The sequence below is a fragment of the Mycobacterium sp. D16Q13 genome, from assembly GCF_002013375.1.
In the GTDB taxonomy this organism is placed as follows: domain Bacteria; phylum Actinomycetota; class Actinomycetes; order Mycobacteriales; family Mycobacteriaceae; genus Mycobacterium.
Window position 1 is genome coordinate 204832 of record NZ_MAEW01000014.1, and the last position, 21477, is coordinate 226308.

General features: G+C 64.8%; 21 protein-coding genes and 1 tRNA gene. 9 read left to right on the forward strand and 13 right to left on the reverse strand.

What is annotated here, in order from left to right:
* Positions 1-27: 27 nt before the first annotated feature.
* Genes B4400_RS16295 through B4400_RS16305 form a run of 3 tightly spaced genes read right to left on the reverse strand, consistent with a single transcriptional unit; the run spans position 28 to position 3603 of the window.
* Positions 28-1365, reverse strand: a complete 1338-nt coding sequence (locus tag B4400_RS16295; RefSeq protein WP_139361432.1) for a glutamate-1-semialdehyde 2,1-aminomutase — start codon at positions 1363-1365, stop codon at positions 28-30.
* Complete coding sequence (locus tag B4400_RS16300; RefSeq protein WP_078312482.1) at positions 1362-2705, reverse strand: O-antigen ligase family protein; 1344 nt, start codon at positions 2703-2705, stop codon at positions 1362-1364. The genes B4400_RS16295 and B4400_RS16300 overlap by 4 nt, the downstream gene beginning before the upstream one ends.
* Positions 2677-3603, reverse strand: coding sequence for a hypothetical protein (locus tag B4400_RS16305; protein ID WP_078312483.1), 927 nt, complete (start codon positions 3601-3603; stop codon positions 2677-2679). Before B4400_RS16305 ends, B4400_RS16300 begins: the two co-directional genes overlap by 29 nt.
* A 129-nt stretch (positions 3604-3732) precedes the next feature.
* Between B4400_RS16305 and B4400_RS16310 the strand changes: the two genes are divergently transcribed.
* Complete coding sequence (locus B4400_RS16310; protein WP_078312484.1) at positions 3733-4542, forward strand: WecB/TagA/CpsF family glycosyltransferase; 810 nt, start codon at positions 3733-3735, stop codon at positions 4540-4542.
* Here B4400_RS16310 and B4400_RS16315 read toward each other — a convergent pair whose 3' ends face one another.
* Positions 4543-5619 carry a glycosyltransferase family 4 protein gene (locus B4400_RS16315; protein ID WP_078312485.1) on the reverse strand — a complete coding sequence of 359 codons (1077 nt, stop codon included), beginning with the start codon at positions 5617-5619 and terminating at the stop codon, positions 4543-4545. It abuts the gene before it with no gap.
* A 32-nt stretch (positions 5620-5651) separates the two neighbouring features.
* On the opposite strand from B4400_RS16315, the gene B4400_RS16320 reads away from it, so the two are divergent.
* Genes B4400_RS16320 through B4400_RS16330 form a run of 3 tightly spaced genes read left to right on the forward strand, consistent with a single transcriptional unit; the run spans position 5652 to position 10156 of the window.
* Positions 5652-7127 carry a flippase gene (locus B4400_RS16320; RefSeq protein ID WP_078312486.1) on the forward strand — a complete coding sequence of 492 codons (1476 nt, stop codon included), beginning with the start codon at positions 5652-5654 and terminating at the stop codon, positions 7125-7127.
* 5 nt (positions 7128-7132) lie between these two features.
* The gene (locus B4400_RS16325) at positions 7133-9115 is read left to right on the forward strand and encodes a glycosyltransferase (RefSeq protein ID WP_078312551.1); all 1983 of its coding nucleotides are present in this window, start codon (positions 7133-7135) and stop codon (positions 9113-9115) included.
* A 12-nt stretch (positions 9116-9127) separates the two neighbouring features.
* Entirely contained in the window at positions 9128-10156 is a 1029-nt protein-coding gene (locus B4400_RS16330) for a glycosyltransferase family 4 protein (protein WP_078312553.1), read from the forward strand.
* On the opposite strand, the gene B4400_RS16335 is transcribed toward B4400_RS16330, so the two are convergent.
* Positions 10121-11215, reverse strand: coding sequence for a glycosyltransferase family 4 protein (locus B4400_RS16335; protein WP_170915027.1), 1095 nt, complete (start codon positions 11213-11215; stop codon positions 10121-10123). The genes B4400_RS16330 and B4400_RS16335 overlap by 36 nt on opposite strands.
* 42 nt (positions 11216-11257) lie before the next feature.
* On the opposite strand from B4400_RS16335, the gene B4400_RS16340 reads away from it, so the two are divergent.
* Positions 11258-12292 (forward strand): glycoside hydrolase family 6 protein, encoded by a 1035-nt coding sequence (locus B4400_RS16340; protein WP_170915028.1) that lies wholly within the window; start codon positions 11258-11260, stop codon positions 12290-12292.
* Here the strand turns inward: B4400_RS16340 and B4400_RS16345 are convergent.
* The gene (locus B4400_RS16345; RefSeq protein WP_286151405.1) at positions 12289-13419 is read right to left on the reverse strand and encodes a class I SAM-dependent methyltransferase; all 1131 of its coding nucleotides are present in this window, start codon (positions 13417-13419) and stop codon (positions 12289-12291) included. The two genes, B4400_RS16340 and B4400_RS16345, sit on opposite strands and share 4 nt — an antisense overlap.
* Between B4400_RS16345 and B4400_RS16350 the strand changes: the two genes are divergently transcribed.
* Positions 13408-13965, forward strand: a complete 558-nt coding sequence (locus tag B4400_RS16350; protein ID WP_078312487.1) for a dTDP-4-dehydrorhamnose 3,5-epimerase family protein — start codon at positions 13408-13410, stop codon at positions 13963-13965. The two genes, B4400_RS16345 and B4400_RS16350, sit on opposite strands and share 12 nt — an antisense overlap.
* A gap of 5 nt (positions 13966-13970) precedes the next feature.
* On the opposite strand, the gene B4400_RS16355 is transcribed toward B4400_RS16350, so the two are convergent.
* The 5 genes from B4400_RS16355 to B4400_RS16375 all read right to left on the reverse strand — a co-directional run bounded on the left by B4400_RS16355 (position 13971) and on the right by B4400_RS16375 (position 18240).
* Positions 13971-14996, reverse strand: coding sequence for an NAD-dependent epimerase/dehydratase family protein (locus tag B4400_RS16355; RefSeq protein ID WP_078312488.1), 1026 nt, complete (start codon positions 14994-14996; stop codon positions 13971-13973).
* Positions 14993-15646: a PIG-L deacetylase family protein gene (locus B4400_RS16360; protein WP_078312489.1), complete on the reverse strand. Its 654-nt coding sequence runs from the start codon at positions 15644-15646 to the stop codon at positions 14993-14995. Before B4400_RS16360 ends, B4400_RS16355 begins: the two co-directional genes overlap by 4 nt.
* A complete protein-coding gene (locus B4400_RS16365; protein ID WP_078312490.1) occupies positions 15643-16431 on the reverse strand; it encodes a glycosyltransferase family protein in 789 nt (262 codons plus the stop codon). Before B4400_RS16365 ends, B4400_RS16360 begins: the two co-directional genes overlap by 4 nt.
* Positions 16428-17690 carry a class I SAM-dependent methyltransferase gene (locus B4400_RS16370; protein WP_078312491.1) on the reverse strand — a complete coding sequence of 421 codons (1263 nt, stop codon included), beginning with the start codon at positions 17688-17690 and terminating at the stop codon, positions 16428-16430. The genes B4400_RS16365 and B4400_RS16370 overlap by 4 nt, the downstream gene beginning before the upstream one ends.
* A 73-nt stretch (positions 17691-17763) precedes the next feature.
* Positions 17764-18240, reverse strand: coding sequence for a nuclear transport factor 2 family protein (locus B4400_RS16375; protein ID WP_078312556.1), 477 nt, complete (start codon positions 18238-18240; stop codon positions 17764-17766).
* A 147-nt stretch (positions 18241-18387) separates the two neighbouring features.
* Here B4400_RS16375 and B4400_RS16380 point away from each other — a divergent pair, with 147 nt between their 5' ends.
* Complete coding sequence (locus tag B4400_RS16380; RefSeq protein ID WP_078312492.1) at positions 18388-18759, forward strand: hypothetical protein; 372 nt, start codon at positions 18388-18390, stop codon at positions 18757-18759.
* Between the two features lie 17 nt (positions 18760-18776).
* Here B4400_RS16380 and B4400_RS16385 read toward each other — a convergent pair whose 3' ends face one another.
* Together B4400_RS16385 and B4400_RS16390 are read right to left on the reverse strand one after the other, a co-directional pair.
* Positions 18777-19316: a hypothetical protein gene (locus B4400_RS16385; protein WP_139361435.1), complete on the reverse strand. Its 540-nt coding sequence runs from the start codon at positions 19314-19316 to the stop codon at positions 18777-18779.
* A gap of 32 nt (positions 19317-19348) precedes the next feature.
* A tRNA-Leu gene (locus B4400_RS16390) sits at positions 19349-19425 on the reverse strand.
* A gap of 124 nt (positions 19426-19549) precedes the next feature.
* On the opposite strand from B4400_RS16390, the gene B4400_RS16395 reads away from it, so the two are divergent.
* Positions 19550-20167, forward strand: coding sequence for an ANTAR domain-containing response regulator (locus B4400_RS16395; protein WP_078288248.1), 618 nt, complete (start codon positions 19550-19552; stop codon positions 20165-20167).
* A gap of 97 nt (positions 20168-20264) precedes the next feature.
* Positions 20265-21449, forward strand: coding sequence for a branched-chain amino acid ABC transporter substrate-binding protein (locus B4400_RS16400; protein WP_139361436.1), 1185 nt, complete (start codon positions 20265-20267; stop codon positions 21447-21449).
* Positions 21450-21477: the final 28 nt, after the last annotated feature.

Consider the following 21477-nt stretch of genomic DNA (forward strand, 5'->3'; position numbering starts at 1 on the left):
ACGCGTGAACCCGCAAGAAGGACGACGTTAGGGGATCCGCCGCGGTGCTGCGTGTGAGCGCAATGCCGGCGCGACGGCCGGTCCCACCAGGAATCCGTCGGTACTGCCCGCATCGAGGGCTCGCCGGTACATCTCGGCGGCGCCCCGCACCGCGTCCAGGGTCGATGCGATATCGGACGGTGTGTGTGCGGCGGAGATCACAAAGGACTGCCCCAATACGCCACGACACAGCAGTTCCTGCAACAGCAGCGCGCGATAGTCCTGCGACGGCTGTCCGTCCGGATCGAGGCTCGTGAAAGTGAGACACGAAGACCTGCCGACGGTCCGGATATGCTCGCCCACACCAAGTTCCGTAGCGATACTGGCGACACCCTCGGCAAGATTGCGGCCCGCGGCCTCCATCGCGCGGACCGGGGCATCGTCGGCATAGGACCGCACCACCGCGCGAAACGCGGCCAGTCCCACCGCTTCCGGTCCGTTGGTGGTGGATAGCAGAAACGTCCGGGGATCGTCGGTGCGCAGTCCACCGCGTTCCATGTAGTCCCGTTTTCCGGCGAGTGCGGCGATCGCGAAACCATTACCCATCGCCTTGCCCCAGCACGACAGGTCCGGGGTGACCCCGTAGACAGCCTGCGCACCCGCACGAGACCACCGGAATCCGGTGATGATTTCGTCGAACACCAGGAGCGCACCGTGGTCGGTGCAGAGTGCCCGCACGGATTCCAGGAATCCGGGCTCGGGCTCGGCTGCCGCGCTGGCGGCCTCCATGATGACGCAGGCTATCTGGCCCTGATACTGATCGAAAAGGGTTGTCAGGGTTGACAGATCGTTGTAGTTGAACCTGACTATGTCATCCGTCGCAGCTTTCGGGATGCCCGCGTTCATCTCGGTGGTGCCGATGAACCAGTCGTCGGTCGAGAAGAAGGGTTGTTGGCATGCCGCGACTACGGTACGTCCGGTCACAGCGCGGGCCAGGCGGATCGCCGCGGTGGTCACATCCGACCCGTTCTTGGCGAACTTGACCATATCGGCGGTCGGCACTGTGCGCAGAAAATCCTCGGCGGCTTCGGCCTCGAGCACCGTGGGGCGGCTGAAACTCACTCCCCGGTACAGGGTTTCGCGAACGGACTCGACGACGGGGGCATAACCATGCCCAAGGGTTATGGCGCGCAGCCCCATGCCGTACTCGACATAGGAGTTGCCGTCGACGTCCCACACACGTGCGCCCGATCCGCGGGTCAGCACAGGGGCCATGCCCAAGGGGTACTGGTCGGCGCCCCGTGCGTAGGTGTGCGCACCTCCCGGTACCGCGTGGTGCAGCCGGGCCTGCCATGCGTTCGACTGATCGAATCCCTGGTGCGTCACGTCGCTACTTCCTGGTCGCGTCTGACCAGCGCCCACGCCCCACCGGCGAGCACGATCAACAGCCACCGAATCATCGAAATTTGTTGGAAAGCGGATACATCCAGGACCGAGCCGACCACCGTGAGCGCGACGAGTCCGCCCAGCACGCCGTTGATCAACTCCGTGGTGGGCGCGTCGCGGCAGCGATTGCGTGCGCCGGCGGCGTAGATGATCGCCGTAATCATCAAGACAACCAGGGACAGCAGGCCCAAAATGCCACCCTCGATGAGGCGGCTGAGGTATTCATTGTCGAGAACCGGCTGCTCGGCCCCGAGCGGATACGTGAACGATCCTTGCCCCAGCCAGAAGTGCTCTGTCCAATGTGACATCACGTAGTCGATTCCGCGGGCGCGCGATTGCAGCGACGGATCGTCAGCGCTGCCCATGAAGGTACTGATGATCGCGTCGAAGACACCGAGTCCGCTCACCGCGGCGACTGCGGCCGCACCCACAGCGGCGCACAGCAACCCGGCGAGGCGGGCAACCGGCCAACGCCACGACATCACGAGAATGGCCGCCGCCAATCCGATGAAGGCCGATCGGGAAACCGTCACCACCGAGCCCGCGATCACCACGATGGTCAGCAGGGCCCATGGCCAGGTCCTTCGGCCGGCCGCCTTGGCGCTGTACACGAGTGCCACCCCAATGGGGGCGATGGTGGTCAGTACGGCACTGAGTTCCAGAGCATGGGCGGCAGCGCCCTGCGCGCGGACGACGCCCTCACGGACAATCCCGTGTGCGACACCCGTATCGCCGAACTTCATGATGCCGGGAATCCGGATCATGGCTGCGACATCGAGGCCGGTGGCGAACTGCACCAGGGCCAGGGCCGCCGTGATGGCACCGCCGATGACAAGCGCCTTCAACAAGATCTCGATGGTGCGCGCGGAGCTCTCGGGATGGGCGGCGAAGAGAAAGACGAAGCCCATTAGAGCGGTCACCGTCACCGCGAATGCGGCAATACCCTGTCCGGCCTGAATCAAAGCGAGATGCGGCAGGACGCGCGTGGTGACGACATTGAACGACACCACCGTTGTCAGCAGCGAGGCCAGGATCGCGACCGAGAGCCCTCGTGCGCCGAGGGTAAGACGATGCCCCGACAGCACCCAATAGGCGCCCAGTGCCCCGGTGAGAATCAGCGCGACCTGGGCGGGGCTCAGTCCCTTCAACGCGTAGACCGCGTAGACCTGCCGGGTGCTCAGCAGCACGATCAATGCCGCGGCGGTGAACCTGACGGCGTCCGGCCCTCGGCCAGACGCGACGGCGGGTGGGTTATCGGTCTGAGGAGGGCTTGTCGTCACGCCAGCTGCGGAAATCGGTGAGTCGGGGCGGAGTCCAGTTCAGCACCGCTTGAGCGAGTGCCTCGTCGTCGATCTCGACGTTATCCAAGTCATCGTCGATGATCATGGGCGTCGGCTTATTTGCCACGTCGTGCCCGTTGTCACTCGCGGCCACCGGCGCTGGTTCCTCGATCGCGGTGGCCGCGGCGGGCTGCTCGTCCGCTGCGCCTGCCGTCGAAGTCTTCGCCCGCGCCTTGGTCTTGGCCGGAGCATCGGCAGACTTTTCTTTGCGACGACGGGCCGCAAGTGCGTCGTACACCAGGAGCACGATGAGTCCCGCCAGGAGCGCCGCGACCGCCATAGAGCCCGCCGACTTCACCGCGCTGTTGGACATCACGACGGGCGCGGTGGGTTCTTGCAGAACCGTGAGGCTGGCCCAGTTCTCGGGCGAGACGGACGCACCCACCTGGAGCTTCACCAGATTGTCGCGCGCAACGTCCAGGAGCGCCGCCGCACCTGCCTGACAGTCGGACGTGGCGCTGCACAGCACCAGAATCGACACTTGAGGCGACGGTTGTTGATTGCTCGGCCCCAGGTCAATGGTGTTGGAAACCTTGTAGTCCACCCCCGGCGCGGCCGCCGCAAGGGCGGCCTGCGCGGTCTGGCTGGACATGGAGGTGGCAAGGATGCCGGCGAGCTGCGCCTTCTCCGGCGAGAGATTCAGCATGGGGTTCGCGCCCAGGGTGTCACCCGTTGACGAGTATGTCGGAGGGGGTATGACGACGGCCGAAGCCGTGGACGCGCGGACGGTGACTCCCGTGGTGTACCCGTAGGCCCCCGCACCGCACACCAACACTGCTACGAGGAGCAGTGCGATTCGCCGGTTCAAGATCCGCCTGACCAGGTCGTTGACGTTCACGGGGGCTCCGACTCTCGCTATCGTCCGGACTATCGCAGCAGGCGCGCCGTCCCATAACCAGCGTTATTGGTCACGAGGATAACCCACACTTGCCCGACGTAAGGAATCAACGGCGCTAGGCTGTCCGCCGTGTCGACAGAAGCGCTGGACTCGCCGGTGAGGGTGACGATCTCCCAGGTGACGGTGGATCTTTGCTCCGTCCGGGATGTCCTCGCCGCCGTCGCGCAGCGTGCCGCCGCGCGTGCCGACCGTCCGCTGGTGGTCGGTTCGGTGAACTTGGACCATCTGCATCACTTTGGCGCTGGTCGCGCAAACCCGGACTGTGCGGAGCTCGGCCCGCGGCTGGATTGGTTGATGCTTGCCGACGGCGCACCGATCGTCGCGCGTGCCCGCCTCAAGACACGGCGGAACTGGCCGCGGATCACCGGAGCCGACCTGCTGCCGCTGGTTCTCGAACAGGCAAGACGTACTGGTAAGCGCGTGGGCTTTCTGGGTGGACTGCCGCAGACGCATGACCGGCTGCGCGCGGTGCTCGACGAGCGTTATCCGGGCCTTGACATCGCCGGGTGGTGGGCGCCCGATCGCTGCGACCTCACGGACCCGGGTCGCAGCGACGACCTGGCACGTGACATCGCTGCCGCGGGCGCCGATGTGCTGGTGGTGGGGCTCGGAAAACCTCTGCAGGAGCTGTGGATTGCACGCCACGGAGTGACCACCGGTGCGGTGATCCTGCTGGCCTTCGGCGCATCCGCGGACTTTCTTGCCGGCGCCGTCACGCGGGCACCGGAATGGATGCAGCGCTGCGGACTCGAGTGGTCCTATCGGCTGGGCCGCGAACCGCGGCGCATGGCGCGGCGGTACCTGGTGCAGGGGCCGGCGTCCGTCCTGCGGTTACGGCGAGCCTCAGTCGAGCCCGCACGGTCCTGGCACGCGTCGTAGCTAAACCCCATGCATAATGCTCGCAAAATGCTCAGCCATTCGTTCGGAGCTGAACTCCGCCCGCGCCCGCTGCGCCCCCGCCTCTCCGAGGGCGCGGGCGCGGTCGGGATCGCATGCCAGCTCGGCGATCGCCCGGGCGAAGGTGTCGGGGTCACCGGGCGGCACCAGGATTCCGTCGACGTTGTGCCGGACGTAATGCGATATCCCCGGATTGTCCGTCATAACCACCGGGCGCCCGCTGGCCATGGCCTCAAGGGCGACCGTCAGGCCCGAACCGGTGATCACATTGGGGCGTACCGCGATGGCCACCACGGTGGATCGGCGGTACAGATCGCGCATTCGTCCGTAGAGACGCTCGGTATGCAGCGTGACCACGCCGGGTGGCGCACTGACCGGCAGCGCGGTAGCCAACTCGAGCGACAGGCTCGGGCAACGTTCACGGGCGGTCAGAACCGCCTGGACAAGCAGGGCGTGATCCCGGTGGACGTCCTCGCCCGCGCTGACGACCAGGGGAGTGGCGGTGCCCTCCCATGGTTGTACGCGATAGAAATCGGTATCGATCCCCACGGGTGCGAAGTACAGCCGCGAATCGTCGACGCCCCAGGCGCGGGCAAGCAGTTCGACCTGAGGGGGGGACTGCGAAAACACCGCTGCGCTACGGGCCAGCGTGTGGCGCGCCAGCCCGCGATGAACCGGCGGAGAGTCTGCGGGCTCAGTGAGCCATCCGACTCCGGTCACCACCGGCGGGCTCATCCCGATAGCCGCAGCGGCCGCGGCGGGTACACCGGTGCGTTCGTCGTAACAGAAGACGACATCGCTCGCACGTCGTGCCGCTCTGTCAGCCACGACCTCCAGGATTTCCAGATCACCGGTGCGATAACGAATGTGGCCGGCCACGCGTTCGAGGCGGCGCCCAAACGAGAACTCGCTGAACGTCGGGGTCACGCCGTAGTTGGCCAACCGATGCAGTCCGTAAGGCGCCCGGTCCGGCACCTCATCGGCACGGTTCCGGACCTCCCATTGCGAAGCCGAAACGCCGTGTGGCAAAGCCACATACGCGTGGAGTCGTCGTTGCATTGTTCCCATCCCGTGTCGGCGCAAGGTAGCACATGACGCCGGAGCATGCCGATGGATCCCCGGTAACCGAGCCGGCATCTGGACGGCGAATTGCCAGCGCTGTCGCATGGCAACTGGGCGGTCGGGTGCTGGGGACGATCGTCTCCATCGTCGCGATCGCACTGACCACCCGTGCGCTGGGGCCAGAGTCCTACGGGCATCTCAATTCCGCGATCTTCTTCATCGGACTGTGGACCAGCCTGACTGAGCTGGGTATCGGCGTGGTGATCGTCCGACGGGTCTCTGCGGGTACCGGAAGCTTGCAGCGGCTGGTCGGTATCAATCTTGCCTTCTCCCTCAGCTATTGCCTTCCGCTTGCCGCCGTGGCCGCCGTATCGGGTTGGCTGATCTACGCGGATCAGCCAGAGGTGCAGTCGATGCTGCTGATTGTCAGTGTGAGCCTCACGCTGACAACACTGTCGAGCTGTCTCAACCCGATATTCATGTCCGCGGTCCGGTTCTCGGCGGTGGCACTGGCGGACACGCTATCCCGGGTCGCGATGCTCATCGTCACGATCATCCTGGTAACCGTTGGTGCGGATCATGTTTGGTACGCGCTGCCCCAGGTGGCGGCACCGGCCATACTGCTGTTGATACAAGGCATCGCGGCACATCGGATCACCCCGCTGCGAATCGTCGTGTCGGCGAAAGAGACCTGGGTCCTCGTACGCGAAAGCCTGCCCCAGACGATGGTGCTCATTATCGGCGTCCTCTACTGGCGTATTGATGGCGTGATACTCAGCCTCATGAGCACACCCGCCGAAGTCGGCCGGTATGGCTTGGCCTACCAGACCGCGTTCACCCTGTCGCTGGTGGGGAACTTCTTCCTGGGCGCCACCCTGTCCACGATGACGGGACTGTTTGCCTCATCGCGTGGGCGCTTCGCGGCGTTCATCGAGCGTTCCATGGGGTTGATGCTGGCCATCGCGGTGCCGATCGCAGTCGTCGGCTTCTTCGTGGGCCGCGATCTGGTCGCACTCCTGGGTACCGAACAGTTCGTGGACAAATCGAATCTGGTGATGCCGTTACTCCTGGTCGCGGTCGGCCTGACGTTTCTGACCGGCACCGTCAGTCAGGCGCTGTTCGCAGCGCATCATCAATCGTTTCTGCTGCGCCTCAATGTCTTCAATCTGGCCGGCAACATCGTTCTCAATATCCTGCTCATCCCATACCTGGGTTCCCTGGGCGCGGCGATCGCGCTGGTGACCAGCGAGGTGGTGGGCTTGGTCGCCGCCACCACCAGACTGACGACCTGTACGGGCTATCGCACGCCGTGGATGTTCCTGTTGCGGTTGGCCATACCGACGCTAGCGGCAGTTGGCACACTCCTGCTTTGCGCGCAGTGGATGCACGAGTTGATCGCCGCCGCCATCGCCGCCGGTGTGTACGCGGTGACGAACCTGTGGGTGGGACCCGTGCACCTGCGAGATGTCCGGGAAGTACTCCGCAAGGAGAGCTCTGATGGGTGATCGACATGGCTAGGAAAAGACACAAGGAGCTCAACCGGGCCTACTTGCCGGCTCCTCGGGTCAGTGAGGTGCACGGGGGTATCGCGGTGTGCATCGTGGCGTACCGCCGTCCGGATCTGCTCGAGGACTGCCTGCGCTCCTGTCACGAACATCTCGGCGATCTGCCGGTGCACGTGTGGGACAACTCCGGACCGGACTACCCGGGAATGGACACGGTGCGGGCGATGTACCCAGATGTGCACTGGCACGGCACGGGTCACAATCTGGGATTCGCCGCCGCCGTCAACAGATTGGCCGACTTCGCGCCGGGAGCACATCTGCTGTTGCTCAACCCCGATGCCATCGTGACGGGGCCGCTCACGCAGACTCGTGCCCGGGTCACGCTCGATGCGGGGGTGGCCGCTGCCGCACCGCCAATAGCGTCCGCCACCCCGCTTCCCGGCGAGTCCCTGTGGGATAACGGACATCGCGCTCCCACCTTGCTGCGGGCACTGGTGTCACGCGCGGGCTACGCGCCGGCATTGCGCGGCCGCGCGGTCTCGGAGCTGTACCGAACGCGCCCCACTGACGTCGACGGATACCTCACGGGTGCCTGCCTCTTGGTCAACCGGCGGACCTGGAATGAGATCGGCGGCTTCGATGAGGAGTTCTTCCTGTACGGCGAGGAAGCCGATTGGCAGCTCCGTGCTCGGTCAGCGGGATGGCGGCTGATTCTTGTCGATGAACCCGGTGTCACGCACAGCGCCAAAGGGACCGTCGCCGGAGATCGGCAGCGCGGCATCCGTTCCGACGATCTACTGCGGGCCAATATCGCGTTGACACTCGAACACTCGAGGGGAGTGCGCACGGCCGATCTTTACCTGGCCGGAACATCCGTGCTGGACCGGATACAGCCCGGGGCCCGGCGCGCGCGCACCACGCGGATCAGAACCGGTGGGGCACGCCCGCAGATAATCCTGACCACGAATCGGTTGGTGTACGGGGGAGCCGAACGCCAGCATGTATTGCTGGCCACCGAACTGGACAGGCGCGGCTACTCCGTAACCATCGCGTGCATGCAGCGACTCGGTCCGTTGGTGGCCGATATCCCGCCGACTGTGCGGGTGGTCCGCCAGCCTTGGTGGTGTCCCGCCTTTGAGACCGCCCCCGGACCTGCCATCCTGGTATCGGGGGATACCAACACCGAGACCGGATCGGCGACTCTCTGGCGCGCAGCCGGACGGCAACGCAGATGGCTTGTGGCGGCCCACATCCCGCCTGAGCTGAAAACCGGAACATACTCGGCGCCACTGGCGGCGGCAATGAGCCGGGCCGACGGCTTTATCGCGCTATCGCGGCGGCACTGGGAGGAGGTGTCGGCACATCAACGGGTGGGTACACGTTTCTTCACCGCACCCAACGGGGTGGTCAGCCGCCGAGAACTTCCCGAGAGCGCGCCCGGGCGTCCGGTGCCGAGCAGCCCGTTGCGTTTCGTGATGCTGTCCCGCATCGTCGAACACAAGAACCCGCATCTGCTGGTGGAGGCACTGAGTGGATTGGCCGAATACGATTGGCAGCTTTCCATTTTCGGAGATGGACCCGACCGCGAACGTCTGGAAGCGCTCACTCCCGAGGCGGTCCGTGACCGTGTGCGGTGGAGGGGTTGGTCTCCAGGACCCGAGCATGCGTTGGCCGATTGCGATGTGCTCTGCGTGCCCAGCCGAAGCGAGGCCTTTCCACTGGTGATCCTCGAAGCGATGGCGCGCGCCGTACCGGTCATCGGCTCCGCGGTGTGCTCGGTCCCCGACATGCTCGACAACGACAGTGGCCTGGTGGTCGACCCGATCGACGTACCGTCGTGGCGCGCAGCGCTCAGAGACGTCCTTGCCGCCCCCGAACGTTTGACGGCAATGGGGCGCAATGGTTTCGAGCGCATGCGCGATCTGTACACGATCGAGACTATGGCGGACTCGTACGAGCAGGCCTTTACCGCGGCGCTCAAGGACTGAGATCAGATGAGAATCCTGTGGCTGTCGCCGTGGATGCGGCCATTGGCACGCGTGCATGCCGAGGCCCTGCGCGGTCAGGGCGCTTCGGTGCTGTTGGTGACCTCCGACCAGCATCCCGAGTCCGGGCCGGCACGGGACTATGAGTTGGTGCTCGAGCCCTCGCTCAAGGATCCGGGAGGGTGGGCGTCCTGGGTGCGCGCGGTGCCGAAAGTCCGGGCTTTCCAACCCGATGTGGTGATCACCGAGCTGGTCCGTGATCCGCGTTGGCAGATACTTGGCGCCAGCCGGCCGCGGGTGCTGCTGATTCACGACGATCGGCCACACGACGCGTCCGAGGCGGTATCTCGATGGCGGCGTGCGGCGTTTCGCCGATGGGAGGCGACCGCGGCGCATCGCGTGGCGTTCAGCCACTACGTGGCGCAGCACATCACCCCGCACGCTTCATCGCGGGTCGGCGTGGTTCCGCTCACCAGTGATCTTGATCCGCACCGTGTACCACCCCTCACTCCGGCCAGCGGACGTCGGGACTTCGTCCTGATCGGGCGTCTCAACGGATACAAGAACGTCGACCTCATCCTGCGCGCGTGGGAGGCTCACGTCGCGGGTCCGGCATGGCGCGGCGATCATCTCGTGCTGATCGGCGACGGAGACATCAGGGGCACCCTGCCGGAGTCGGTGCACTGGATTCGTGGTCCATATAGCTACAGCGATGTGCTGCAACCGCTTTCCCAAGCCAAGGCCTCGGTTGTGCACTATCGGCAGGCCTCGCAGAGCGGGGTACAGACGCTCTCGATGCAGCTGGGCGTGAACGTCATCGTCTCTACCGAGGGTGCCTTGGCCGAGTTTCAGCCGCCCGGTGAGGTCGCCTTGGATCGTGATGACGCCCCCGGTCTCACCGCGGCGTTCGACCGGCACGCCGATCCCGCGGTTGCCGCAGGCCTCGGCGGGGCGGCGCGGGAGCATTACGCGCGGAACTTCACCGCAGATCACGCGGCGGCCAAGCTCTTAGCGATCTGCGAGCGACTTCCACATCCGCACTAGCTGCGCCTCCCAGTCTGCGATGTCGAGACCGCGCACCGTCTCACGCCCGGCGGCCGCCAGCCTGCGGCGCTCCTGCTGATCTGTGGTCAGCCGACTGAGGGCCGCGGCCAGGGCATCGATATCGCCGGGCGCTACCAGCAGGCCGTTCTCTCCGTCGCGCACGACCTCGGCAATCGATCCGACCGGCGAGGTGATCACCGCGACCGCCGAGGCCATGGCCTCCAGCAGCGCCATCGGCAGGCCCTCCGCATAGCTCGGGAGTACGAAGATGTCCGCACCACTGAGCAATTCGGCACCCGACGCCGCATCCAGCCAGCCGTGCACGGTGATCACATCCGCGACACCGGCCGAAGTGACCGCGGTGCGCGCCTGTTCCACTTCGCCGTCGCCGGCAAGGTGGATATGCAGTGCTGCGCGAATCTCAGGTGCGAGCGCCGATGTCGCCCGGATGATGTCGTATGTGCCCTTGCGTCGACCGAGCCTGCCCAGGCTTACCGCCGTCAGGATGCCGCCGGGTGAGATCGCGGTCTGTTCGGGGATGCGCACCGGGTTCCGCAGTACAGACACCCGAGAGGGATCGAGCTGCAGACAGGCCGTGTACTCATCGGCCAGGTCACGTCCAAGAATGATCCACTGATCGGCGCGTAGTCCCCATCGCACGCCACGTTGCACCGCGGCCCGCTGCTCGCGGTACCACCCGGCGAAGTCGAAGCTGTGCGCATGGATGAGTGCCGGTACCCCCCGAAGGCGCGCGGCCCATAGCGGCACTGCTTTGCGGGCGACGCTGCCGCCGTGACCGAGATGGACGTGGAGGACGTCGATGTGCCCGGTGAGGACGAACCATGACGACACGATCATTCCGCGCACGCCCACCCACAACCAACGCCACCGCGCGGCGTCCACATAGGTGGGCACCACCCGCACCATCACCGCGGGGTCAGTCAACGCCGCCATATGCGCCATGACGGTTGCCATACCGCCGCGGCTTTCGGGACTTGCCGGGGCCGGTCCAATGGCCAGGACGCGCACGGGCGCGGGCGCTGGATCGGTGTTGGGCACGGGCCAAGTGTAGAGCTCAATGGGTCTGTATCGTTCCCCGCTGTGACCGGAGCGGCAGCAGTGCGAGACAGCCGTCCACGGTGGCTGTGCGCGGCGGCGCTCGCGGTGTTGAGCCTGATAGCTGCGATGGTGCTGACACGCGACTCCAGCAAGTTCGAACATCGCAGCGCCGCGGACACTGCGGCGCACCGACTCGATACCGGCCCGCTGGTGCCGGGTGCCCTCGACGTGCAGTGGTGGGTACGCGACCACCTCGATGACACGCGCGCCGGGGCAATCCGGGATCGGATCGCCCGGTACCCGATCGCGATGTGGGCGACCGGCAATGACGAGGACGACAGCCGAAACATCGCAGACATCGTCACGCGGGCCCGCGATGCCGGTGGCACCGCGCAATTGGTGCTGTACAACATTCCCGATCGCGATGACGGCTTCTCGGGACCGCACCACGCAGTCACGCCCCAGGTGTACCGGGCATGGGTCGACCGGGTGTCCGCGCGCGTGGGCGACGCACGGCTGGTGCTGATCGTCGAGCCCGACGCCCTGTGGTTCGCCGATCGACAATCCCTGGAGGGCACTGATTTTGGCGATCGGATCGGCTCCCTCCGGTATGTGGTGGATACCTTCTCGGCGCGGAACGCCAACACGCGCGTCTACATCGACGCCGGAACCTCATCGGGTTCGGTGACGCCGGAGCGCATGGCGGCACTGCTCGCCAAGGTCGGCGTCTCCGATCACGTGGGGTACTCCGTCAACGTCTCATCGTTCGCCCCCACCTCCGAGATCACCGCGTACGCGCAACGCATCAGGGCGGCGTTGCAACAGTGGTTCGGTATCCCTGATCCACGCTATGTGGTCGACACCTCGCAGAACGGCAACCCGGACTGGAACTTCGACTGGTGCAACCCCGCTGGCCGTGTGCTCGGGACACCGCCTGCGGTGCTGGGGCGCCCCGACGGTCTGGACATGAACCTCTGGATTCTCGCGCCGGGCAGCTCAAATGGCCCCTGTGGCGCCGCGCCCGACGCGCCCGGGGGACAGTTCAGCCCGGCGCTGGCGACCGCGCTACTGCATTAACACAGCCCAGTCGCCCAACGGCCCTCCAGCTCCGGAAAGCGCAGGCGCACTTCCGCATATAGATCCGGCAGGGTAAGCAGCACGTGGGCGGGGTCGGCAGCCACCAGATCGGCGGGGGACACGATCGGGATATCGGTTCCGGGCATACGTCGCCCCTGTTTGGCTACAGATGCGTCGGCGACCGCCACCACCGAGTCCGTCGTCAATCCCGCCCGGTGAAACAGCGCGACCGCGCGCGACGGCGCCCCATACGCATACACCGTCTGTCCGGACTCGTGTCGTTCTTCAAGCCAGCGGGTGAGCCGCTGCACCTGCTCGTCCACCGCGTGCTGCAGCTGGGCGAAGCCGCCTGAATTCTCGGCGCCGTGTGCCTTCTCCCGTGCCAGAACCCGTTCCACGGAAGGCGGAGCCGGGTGCCCACCATGCCGCGCGGCCACCATCAGGGTGCCGCCGTACAAGTCGAACTCCCATACGGCTACGACGGACATACCCACATCAGCAAGCATTCGGCGCAGCACGGTCAGCGAGTAGTACGCAAAATGTCCGTGCCGCAGCGAGTTCCACTGACCCAGACTCAAGATCGTCTCTATCGAATGGAATTGCAGAAGCAGCACACCCTCTGCGCTGGTGCGGCGGGCGCGCAGGCCGATCGCTTTGGCCTGATCCTTATCGTGCATCATGCCGAAGCTGTCCAGCACCAGATCTGCGGGCTCAGCAGATGCGATCTCAAACCCTTTGGGAAACAGCAGGTTCAGCCAGCTGCCGCCATGAGGGCTGGCGAACTCGTACACGGCGCGTCCGGTGAGGAGGCCGGCGGCCTCCGCTCGGGCAACCGCGTCGGCGGCCTGGTCCCGCAGGGCTTGCGGCTCGACGGCCCGCGGCTCCTCGGTGTCGGTATCGTCGATCTCGAGTTGTGCGAGCGCACAGTCCGTGCACAGCATCATCGCCAGTGGATGCACCGTGTCCGTCGCGGGTGTGCTGGAGGCGGAGGGGAAGTGATCGGCGGCTGGTACGGCGCCCAGGTCCAACACCCGGTGCAGCGCGTGGCCCTGGCAATAACGACACCTGATCACCGTTGGCACCACAATCTTTGCGCGGTACGGCAGTATGGCGGAGTGCGCATCCACACCACCGAAATTGACGGCGTACTGCTGATGGAGCCCACGCCACACCAGGACGACCGCGGGTTCTTCACCCGGACATTCGACGCCGCGATTTTCGACGAGTACCAGCGTGCTGCCGGAGCGGCGGTGCGGGCCGCCGACTTTCTGCAGGATTCCCAGTCACGTTCGCGCCAGGGCGTATTGCGCGGTCTACACGGACGTTCCGGCAATGGGGAGAGCAAGCTCATCCGCTGTGCGCGCGGCGCCGTCTTCGATGTGCTGGTCGACGCGCGACACCACTCACCGACCTTCGGACGTTGGCAGAGCTTCACTCTCGACGATTCCACCCTTGGGCACCTATTCGTCCCGGCCGGCATATTGCATGGCCATCAAGCGCTGACAGAGTGGGCCGACCTCTGTTATCGCATCGACCGGCCGCACGACCCCGCTGAGGATGTCTCGGTCGCCCATGACGATCCCCAGCTCGGCATCGACTGGCCGCTTCCGGTCACCGTCATCAGCGCCAAAGATGCTGCCGCCGGCAGCTGGGCCGCGTTGACCGGACGCTGACCGGTTCACCGGGTGACCGGTCGCAGAGTGTCGTCAACTGCTCCCGATTCACGCAGGTTCTTCAGATGGGCGAGCCGGGTGAAGGATTGCCGGAACATCGATTCGGTGAGATGGCCGGCGACGCACTGCTCGTAGAGCTCCTTGGCGCCTGCCTCGATGGACCATTGCGCGTGGTAACCGGGCAGTGCTGTCCGTATCGCGGAGAAGTCGACGCGATAGGAGCGGGGATCCGCGCCCGTCTCTCCGGTGATGGTCAGCGTCGAGTTGGGTACGGCGGACACGGCCGCTTCCGCGATCTTTGCGACCGTCTGGTTGTTCTCCTCGGTGCCGACGTTGAATGCCGCGCAATGAATCACGTCCTGAGGAGCGGTGAGGCATTCCAGGAATGCGGCGCCGATGTCGCGGGCGTGTACCAAAGGACGCCAAGGTGTTCCGTCGGAAAGGACGCGGACCTCGCCGGTGAGAACGGCGTTGCCGACCAGGTTGTTCAGCACGATGTCGGCGCGAAGTCGCGGTGAGTAACCGAATGCCGTTGCGTTGCGCAGGAACACCGGCGAGAAGTTGGAGTCGGCGATAGCGGCGACATCATCCTCGACGCGAACCTTGCTCTCCGCGTACGGAGTCAAGGGCTTCAGGGGAGCGTTCTCGGTGACCAGATCATCGCCCGCCGACCCGTACACCGAACATGTCGAGGCGTAGAGATAGCGGCTCACTCCGGCATCCTTGGCCAGCCGCGCCAGCCGCACGGAGGCGTGGTGGTTGATGTCGTAGGTAAGGTCCGGCGCCAGCGCGCCGAGGGGATCGTTCGAGAGCGCTGCCAGGTGAATCACCGCATCGAAACCAGCCAGCTGATCGACCGTGACGTCGCGGAGGTCGACGGCAATCGACGGCGGATCCACCAGTGCCGGGCCCAAGACGCACTCTGCGAAGAGCCCCGAGTCCAGGCCGATAACGTCGTGACCGGCCTCGGCGGCCATCTGCGACATGACGGTGCCGAGATAACCCTGATGACCGGTGACGAGAACCTTCACTGCGTTGCTCCTAGAGAGATCGTTGCTTTTTCCAGTACGAACGCTTCGGCGTACCGGTGGCGGCACTGCACACCGCGCACTCGTGCCAACGCGAGAAAGGTCTCGTGATCAAACCAGTCATGCGGTCGCTGAGACGGATAGTGCGTGTAGATGAGATCGGCCTTGCTGTGGGCGATCTCATCACTGAGTGGCTGAAAGACGGTGGGTGTCGGGGTGTCCGTCTCCCATTTGATGATCTCGTAGCCGAGGACCAGATGGTCGCGAAACTCGGTGGGCGCCAGGGTCGCCAGCAGCCGGTGGTCCTGATGGGCGTCGTGGCGCTGCGGAGCGAAGACCACCGAGGCCGCGGACTCACGGCGAAATGCGGCCAGGGCGTCCTTGATCTGGTTCCAGTGCGCGGGAGCCCGTCCGTCGGGAAAGTCGAGCACGTTGACGGTGACCTCGGCGCCGGGACACAGCGCCGCCAGCGCGGCCCGCTCCTCGGACTCCCGTTCGGTTCCGCCGCCGGTCAGCACGAGGGCCCGCACGCGCAAGCCGGGCCGGCGCGTGGCCATAGTCAGTAGCGTGCCGCCCATGCCAATCGCGATATCGTCGCAATGGGCCGCCAGTAGCGCGATGTCATCAACGGATCCGGTGCCGAGTTCAATCACGTGGTGGCGGGCTCCTGCTCCCAGACCATCCACGGGCGCACACCCTTGCGATAACCCTCGTCCAGTTCGGCACGTTCCTTGAACGTGTCGGCCGGCTTCCAGAATCCGTTGAACTTGTAGCCGAACATCCTGCCCTCTTTGGCCAGCGACCCACAGGCGTCCTCGACCAGGTCGCCGCCCGCAGGCAGATAGTCGAAGACATCTTGGGAGAGCACGAAGTAGCCGCCGTTCTCCCACATGTCGAGTTTGGAGACCGCAGTGATATCGGTGATGGAGCCGCCCTCATTCACATCCACGGTGTGGAAGGACGATTGCGGCGGAACCAGAAGCATGGACGCGGCAGCTCCGGAATCCCGGAACTTGGCCACTAGATCATCAAGGGGAGCGTTGGTCAGAACGTCGGCGTAGTTGGCCAGGAAGTAGCGATCGTCGCCCAGGTGGTGGCGGACGCGTCGGAGCCGTTCACCGATGGGCGACTCGGCGCCGGTGTCCGCGAACGTAATCGTCCAATCGGCGATATCCGATTTCAACAGCCGCACCTGACCTTCCGCCAGGACGAAATCGTTGGACTGTGCCTCATTGTAGCCGAGAAAGAAGTCCTTGATCGCTTCGGCGCCGTAACCCAGACACAGGATGAATTCTTTATGTCCGTGGTACGCATAGTATTTCATCACATGCCAGATGAGCGGCCGCGGCCCGACCATCTGGAGAGGCTTGGGAATCACGTCGCCGGCGTCGTTGCGCATGCGCATTCCAAAGCCGCCACAGAAAAGCACGACCTTCATACCGATGCTCCTTCGGGCTCAACGTGCGGTTCCACCACATGCAGCTGGGGCAGCGGATAGACCAGCTTTCCGCCCCATTCGCCGACATGGCGCAATTGACTGGTGATCTCGGCTTCCAGATTCCACGGGAGCACAAGCACCACATCGGGTTTGTCTTCGTCGATGCGCTCGGGGGAGTACACCGGGATGCGGGTGCCGGGACTGAACATGCCTTGCTTGTACGGATTCCGGTCGACGGTATAGGCCAGAATGTCGGTGCGGATGCCGCAGTAGTTCAGCAAGGTATTGCCCTTGCCGGGTGCGCCGTAACCGACGACGGTCTTGCCCTCGGCCTTACAGGTAAGGAGAAACTGCAGAAGTTCCAGGCGGATTCGCTCGGTTGTCGCGCGGAATCGTTCATAGCCAGACAGTTCGTGCAGGCCTGCCTGCCGTTCCAGTTCCAAGACTTCAGCGACCGATGGTGCGATCTCGGGCCGGCACTCGCGAGGGCGCGCCCAGACCCTTATCGAGCCACCGTGCGTATCAAGGAGTTCGACATCGACCACTTCGAGATCGCCTACGGCAAGCGCTCTTTGGGCAGCCAACACGGTGTAGTACTGGAAGTGCTCGTGGTAGATGGTGTCGAACTGGCCAAGCTCGATGAGGTTCAGCGCATGGTGCACCTCGATGCTCACCCAACCGTCGTCGGCGACCAGTCCGCGCAGCGCACGGGTGAACCCACGAAGATCGGGGATGTGCGCGTACACATTGTTCGCGGCGACGAGGCGGGCCGGCCCGTGTTCGGCGCGAACGCGGGCGGCGGTGTCCTCGTCGAGGAAGGCCGTCAGCGTCGGAACGCCCTTCTCTCGCGCGGCGTGCCCGACATTCACCGAGGGCTCGATACCGAGGCAGCGGATTCCCGCGGCGACCGCATGCTGAAGCAGGTAGCCGTCGTTGCTCGCCACCTCGATAACGAAGTCGTCGGCGCTGTCCGGGGAAAGCCCCAGGCGTGCAATGGAGTTGCTGACATATGTACGCGCGTGGTCGACCCAGCTGTCGGAGTACGACGAAAAATATGCGTACTCGGTGAAGTTGTCCTCGGGGCTAATCAGAGCAGGAATTTGCAGCAACATGCAGTTCCGGCACAGCCTCAGATGCAGGGGGTAGGTGGGCTCCGGCAGATCCAGCTCATCGGCGTGCAGAAACTTCTGGCAGGGCGGGGTGGCACCCAGATCGACGACGCTGAGCAGCTCCGTCGAGTCACACAGGCGGCAGCGCACCGGTCCCTCCTTAGCCAGCTATGTGGAGTACGGATGTCTCCAGACCCGGCGATAGGGTACCCGGTTCTCGGCGCTACTGCGACCAGCGGTTCGCAATCAGGTTGAAGCCGATGTCCTTGGTGTTCTGCATCGCCTCGTAGAGGCGGTAATAGGAGATGTAACTGATCCGCCATCTACCGTCCGCATCACGGCGGTAGCGGTCGGTGTAATACGAGGTACCGGTGATCAGGACGCTATGCGCCGGAACGATGACGACATCGCTCATGGCCCAACTGCCGCTCGCGGTGTCGCCGTCGACCTGGATCTCGGGATGACTCATGGTGTGCACGCTGGTGATGTCGGTGGTCAGCGATGACCGCATGTAGTCGACAACGCCAGTGCGCGACGTGAACTCGAGGGGCGCACCATGCACCGCGGTGCCGTACGTCGCCTGAACATCCTCGGTGAGGGTGTCGGCGAACTCGTCCCACAACTTGTTGTCGAGGGTGCGTGCATAGCGGTACTTCAGCTCGGTGATCTCGTGGATGTCGACGAGTGTTGCGAGGGTCATGATTGCCAGTAGTAGCACGTGAGGAGGCGTCACGTGCGGCATCGGCAGGGGTTAGACATGGTGTGCGGTTCCTACCAAGATCATCTGCAAAAGCTGTGTGTGGGAGTACATTTGTCCTGTATTTGTCCGCCCGTTGAAGAGGTGCCCATGAACTCATTCACTCGTCTTGTTGTGGCGCCTGCGGCTGGCGTCCTGGCTGCTGCCTTTGTCGGATTCGGGGCTGTGGTGGCGTCAGCTGATCCGTCTCCGGCACCTCCGGTTCCGGGCTCGCCGAACTCGCCGTCGCACGGATCTTTGGTCGATCAGCCGGGCAACGACGGAAACAGCGGTTGGGGCTACCTGCCCGGCGGCGCGGGAGCTCAGTGCGAGAACGCCTGGGTGGTCTGTGGTTCCGACAACAACCCACCCGAATCCAATATCGCTCCGGGACATGACGACGATGGCGGCTGGGTCAGCGCGCCCGGACAGACCGGCGCCGATTGTGAGAACCCAGGAGTCACCTGCACCGACGTCGGCTAGGCGTTGCGCTGCAGGGGTCAGTACATCTGGCCGTAGGCCATCGACACCCAGCTGCGCTGTCCGGCGGCTCCCTGCACCGTGATGGTGTGGGGGGCTGACGGGTCGGCGCTGACAGCGAGAAGCATCACAATAATTCCGGGCTTACCGGGATCGTCTCCACAGATGCCGCCGCCGGGCACCGGAGCGCCGTCGAGCGAGATGTTGACTGCCGGGCCCCCGGTGCACAGCGCCGCGATGTAGGCCGCAGGACCTGACGCTGACGGTTGGGGAGGTACCGCGATCTCATAGCTGCCGGTGCCGTCTTTCGTCGCGGCGACGACGGGGTTTTGCAGGCTTCGGAATGTATCGCGGATGCGCTTGGCCGGGTCATCCGCGTCGGCACCGGTAGTGGGGGAGATGGATGTGGACCTGGGGATAGTCGACGCGGCGAAGGTCTTCGTGGTGGCCGTTGACGACGATGTCTCCGGTATCCGAGTGATGCCAGAGGATGTCTGGCACGCCGCGACCGCGGAAGCGCACACCATAAGAGTCAGCACACCGACAGTTGCTCGGTTCATGCGGGGAATCAAAGCATGATGCCGGTAGTTCGTGGTGCCCTCGGTGAGATTCGAACTCACACTGCACGGGTTTTGAATCCGTTTCCTCTGCCAGTTGGGATACGAGGGCCTGGCGCTACTGCCGTTTTGGTGGCCGGCGGCCAGTCGCGCGATCTCCAACCTTAAGGGATGGGGTAGATCACTTTCACCAGGGTATCGCCGTACATGCGACCACATGCGTCACAATGGTCGCCATGACCGGCCCTCAGAACACCGAACCGGCGGCCCCCGCGCGCCGCGTGCTCGTCGCCGAAGACGAAGCTCTCATCCGCCTCGACCTGGTCGAGATGCTCCACGAGGAGGGCTATGACGTGGTGGGTCAGGCCGGGGACGGGCAGGAAGCCGTCGACCTGGCCGAGGAGCTCAAACCGGATCTGGTGATCATGGACGTGAAGATGCCGCGCCGGGATGGCATCGACGCCGCCTCGGAGATCGCCGCCAAGCGCATCGCCCCCATCGTGATCCTCACCGCGTTCAGCCAGCGCGACCTCGTCGAGAAGGCCCGCGACGCCGGCGCCATGGCCTACCTGGTGAAGCCGTTCTCCAAGACTGACCTGGTGCCCGCCATCGAGGTCGCCGTGAGCCGTTTTGGCGAGCTCACCGCCCTGGAGAAGGAAGTTCAGACCCTGGCGGACCGGCTGGAGACCCGCAAGCTTGTCGAGCGCGCCAAGGGCGTCCTGCAGTCGACCCAGGGCCTCACCGAACCCGAGGCGTTCAAATGGATCCAGCGCGCCGCGATGGACCGTCGGACCACCATGAAGCGCGTTGCCGAGGTGGTACTGGAAACGCTCGACACCGACGCGCCGAGCTGAAACTCGAGTAAGCACTGCGCGTTGCCCCGCGGTTGACTATGTTTTCTGATCAGCGTTTTTGTTTCGCCCTGTCAGCCCCAGCCATCCGGAGGTAATCGTGCGTGCACGCGCGAGTCTGATCATGCTGGGCGCGGTGACCCTCGCCCTGGCCAGTTGTCATGCCGGTACTCAGTCGGACGATTCAAACCAGACCAGCCTGAAGATCTCGCCGTTGGTGCAGATCGCTCAGGATGGCTCGGAGGTCCCCGCGTCCAACGCGAAGTCGGCAGCCGATCCTGCCGGTGATGGAAAGGCGCAGTGCGCCAACATTTCCCTGGCGATGGCCGGTGCCCTCAACGGCCCGGACGCGGCGTTGGGAATCAACATCCTCGACGGGGCAAAACTGGCCATCGACAAGCACAACGCCGCTAATCCCGGCTGCCAGATCAAACTCCGCGAGTTCGATACCGAGGGGCTGCCACAGAATGCGAGCAACATTGCTCCGCAAATCATCGGCGACCCGACCATCATTGGACTGATCGGGCCGGGTTTCTCCGGGGAGACCAAGTCGACAGGCCAGATCTTCAGTGAGGCCGGTCTGGTCTCGACGACGGCCTCGGCCACTAACGTGACACTCACCCAGCAGGGCTGGAAGACGTTCTTCCGCGGCCTGGCCAACGATGGGGTGCAGGGCCCGGCCGTTGCCAACTACCTCAAGAAGACGCTTGGGTACAAGAAGATCTGCGTGGTCGACGACAGCACCGACTACGGTTCCGGGCTTGCCAACGCGGTGCGCGGGACGCTCGGAACCGAGTGCAACGCCTCGGTGAAGAAGGGGGACAAGGATTTCTCCGCGGCGGTCTCTCAGCTCAAGAGCGCCACACCGGACGCGGTCTTCTTCGGCGGTTACTACGCCGAAGCGGCCCCCTTGGTGCAGCAGTTGCGCAACGCCGGGGTGACCGCCACATTCGTGTCCGCGGACGGCACCAAGGATATGGAGTTCGTCAAGCAGGCCGGTGACTCGGCCAAGGACGCGCTGCTGTCCTGCCCGTGCGGGCCTGCTTCGGACACCTTCGCCAAGGAGTACACCGCCAAGTTCTCGCAGGAGCCCGGGACGTACAGCACCGAGGGGTATGACCTTGCGACGATCTTGGTCAAGGGTATTGACGCCGGAAGGACCACGCGGGCCGGTTTGGTTGATTGGGTGCGGAACTACCAGGGGCAGGGTGTGGCGCGTGAGTACAAGTGGAACGAGAACGGAGAGCTAACCTCGACGCTTATCTGGGTGTATAAGGTCACATAGGACATACGAGGGGACTAGGCTCAGCCGC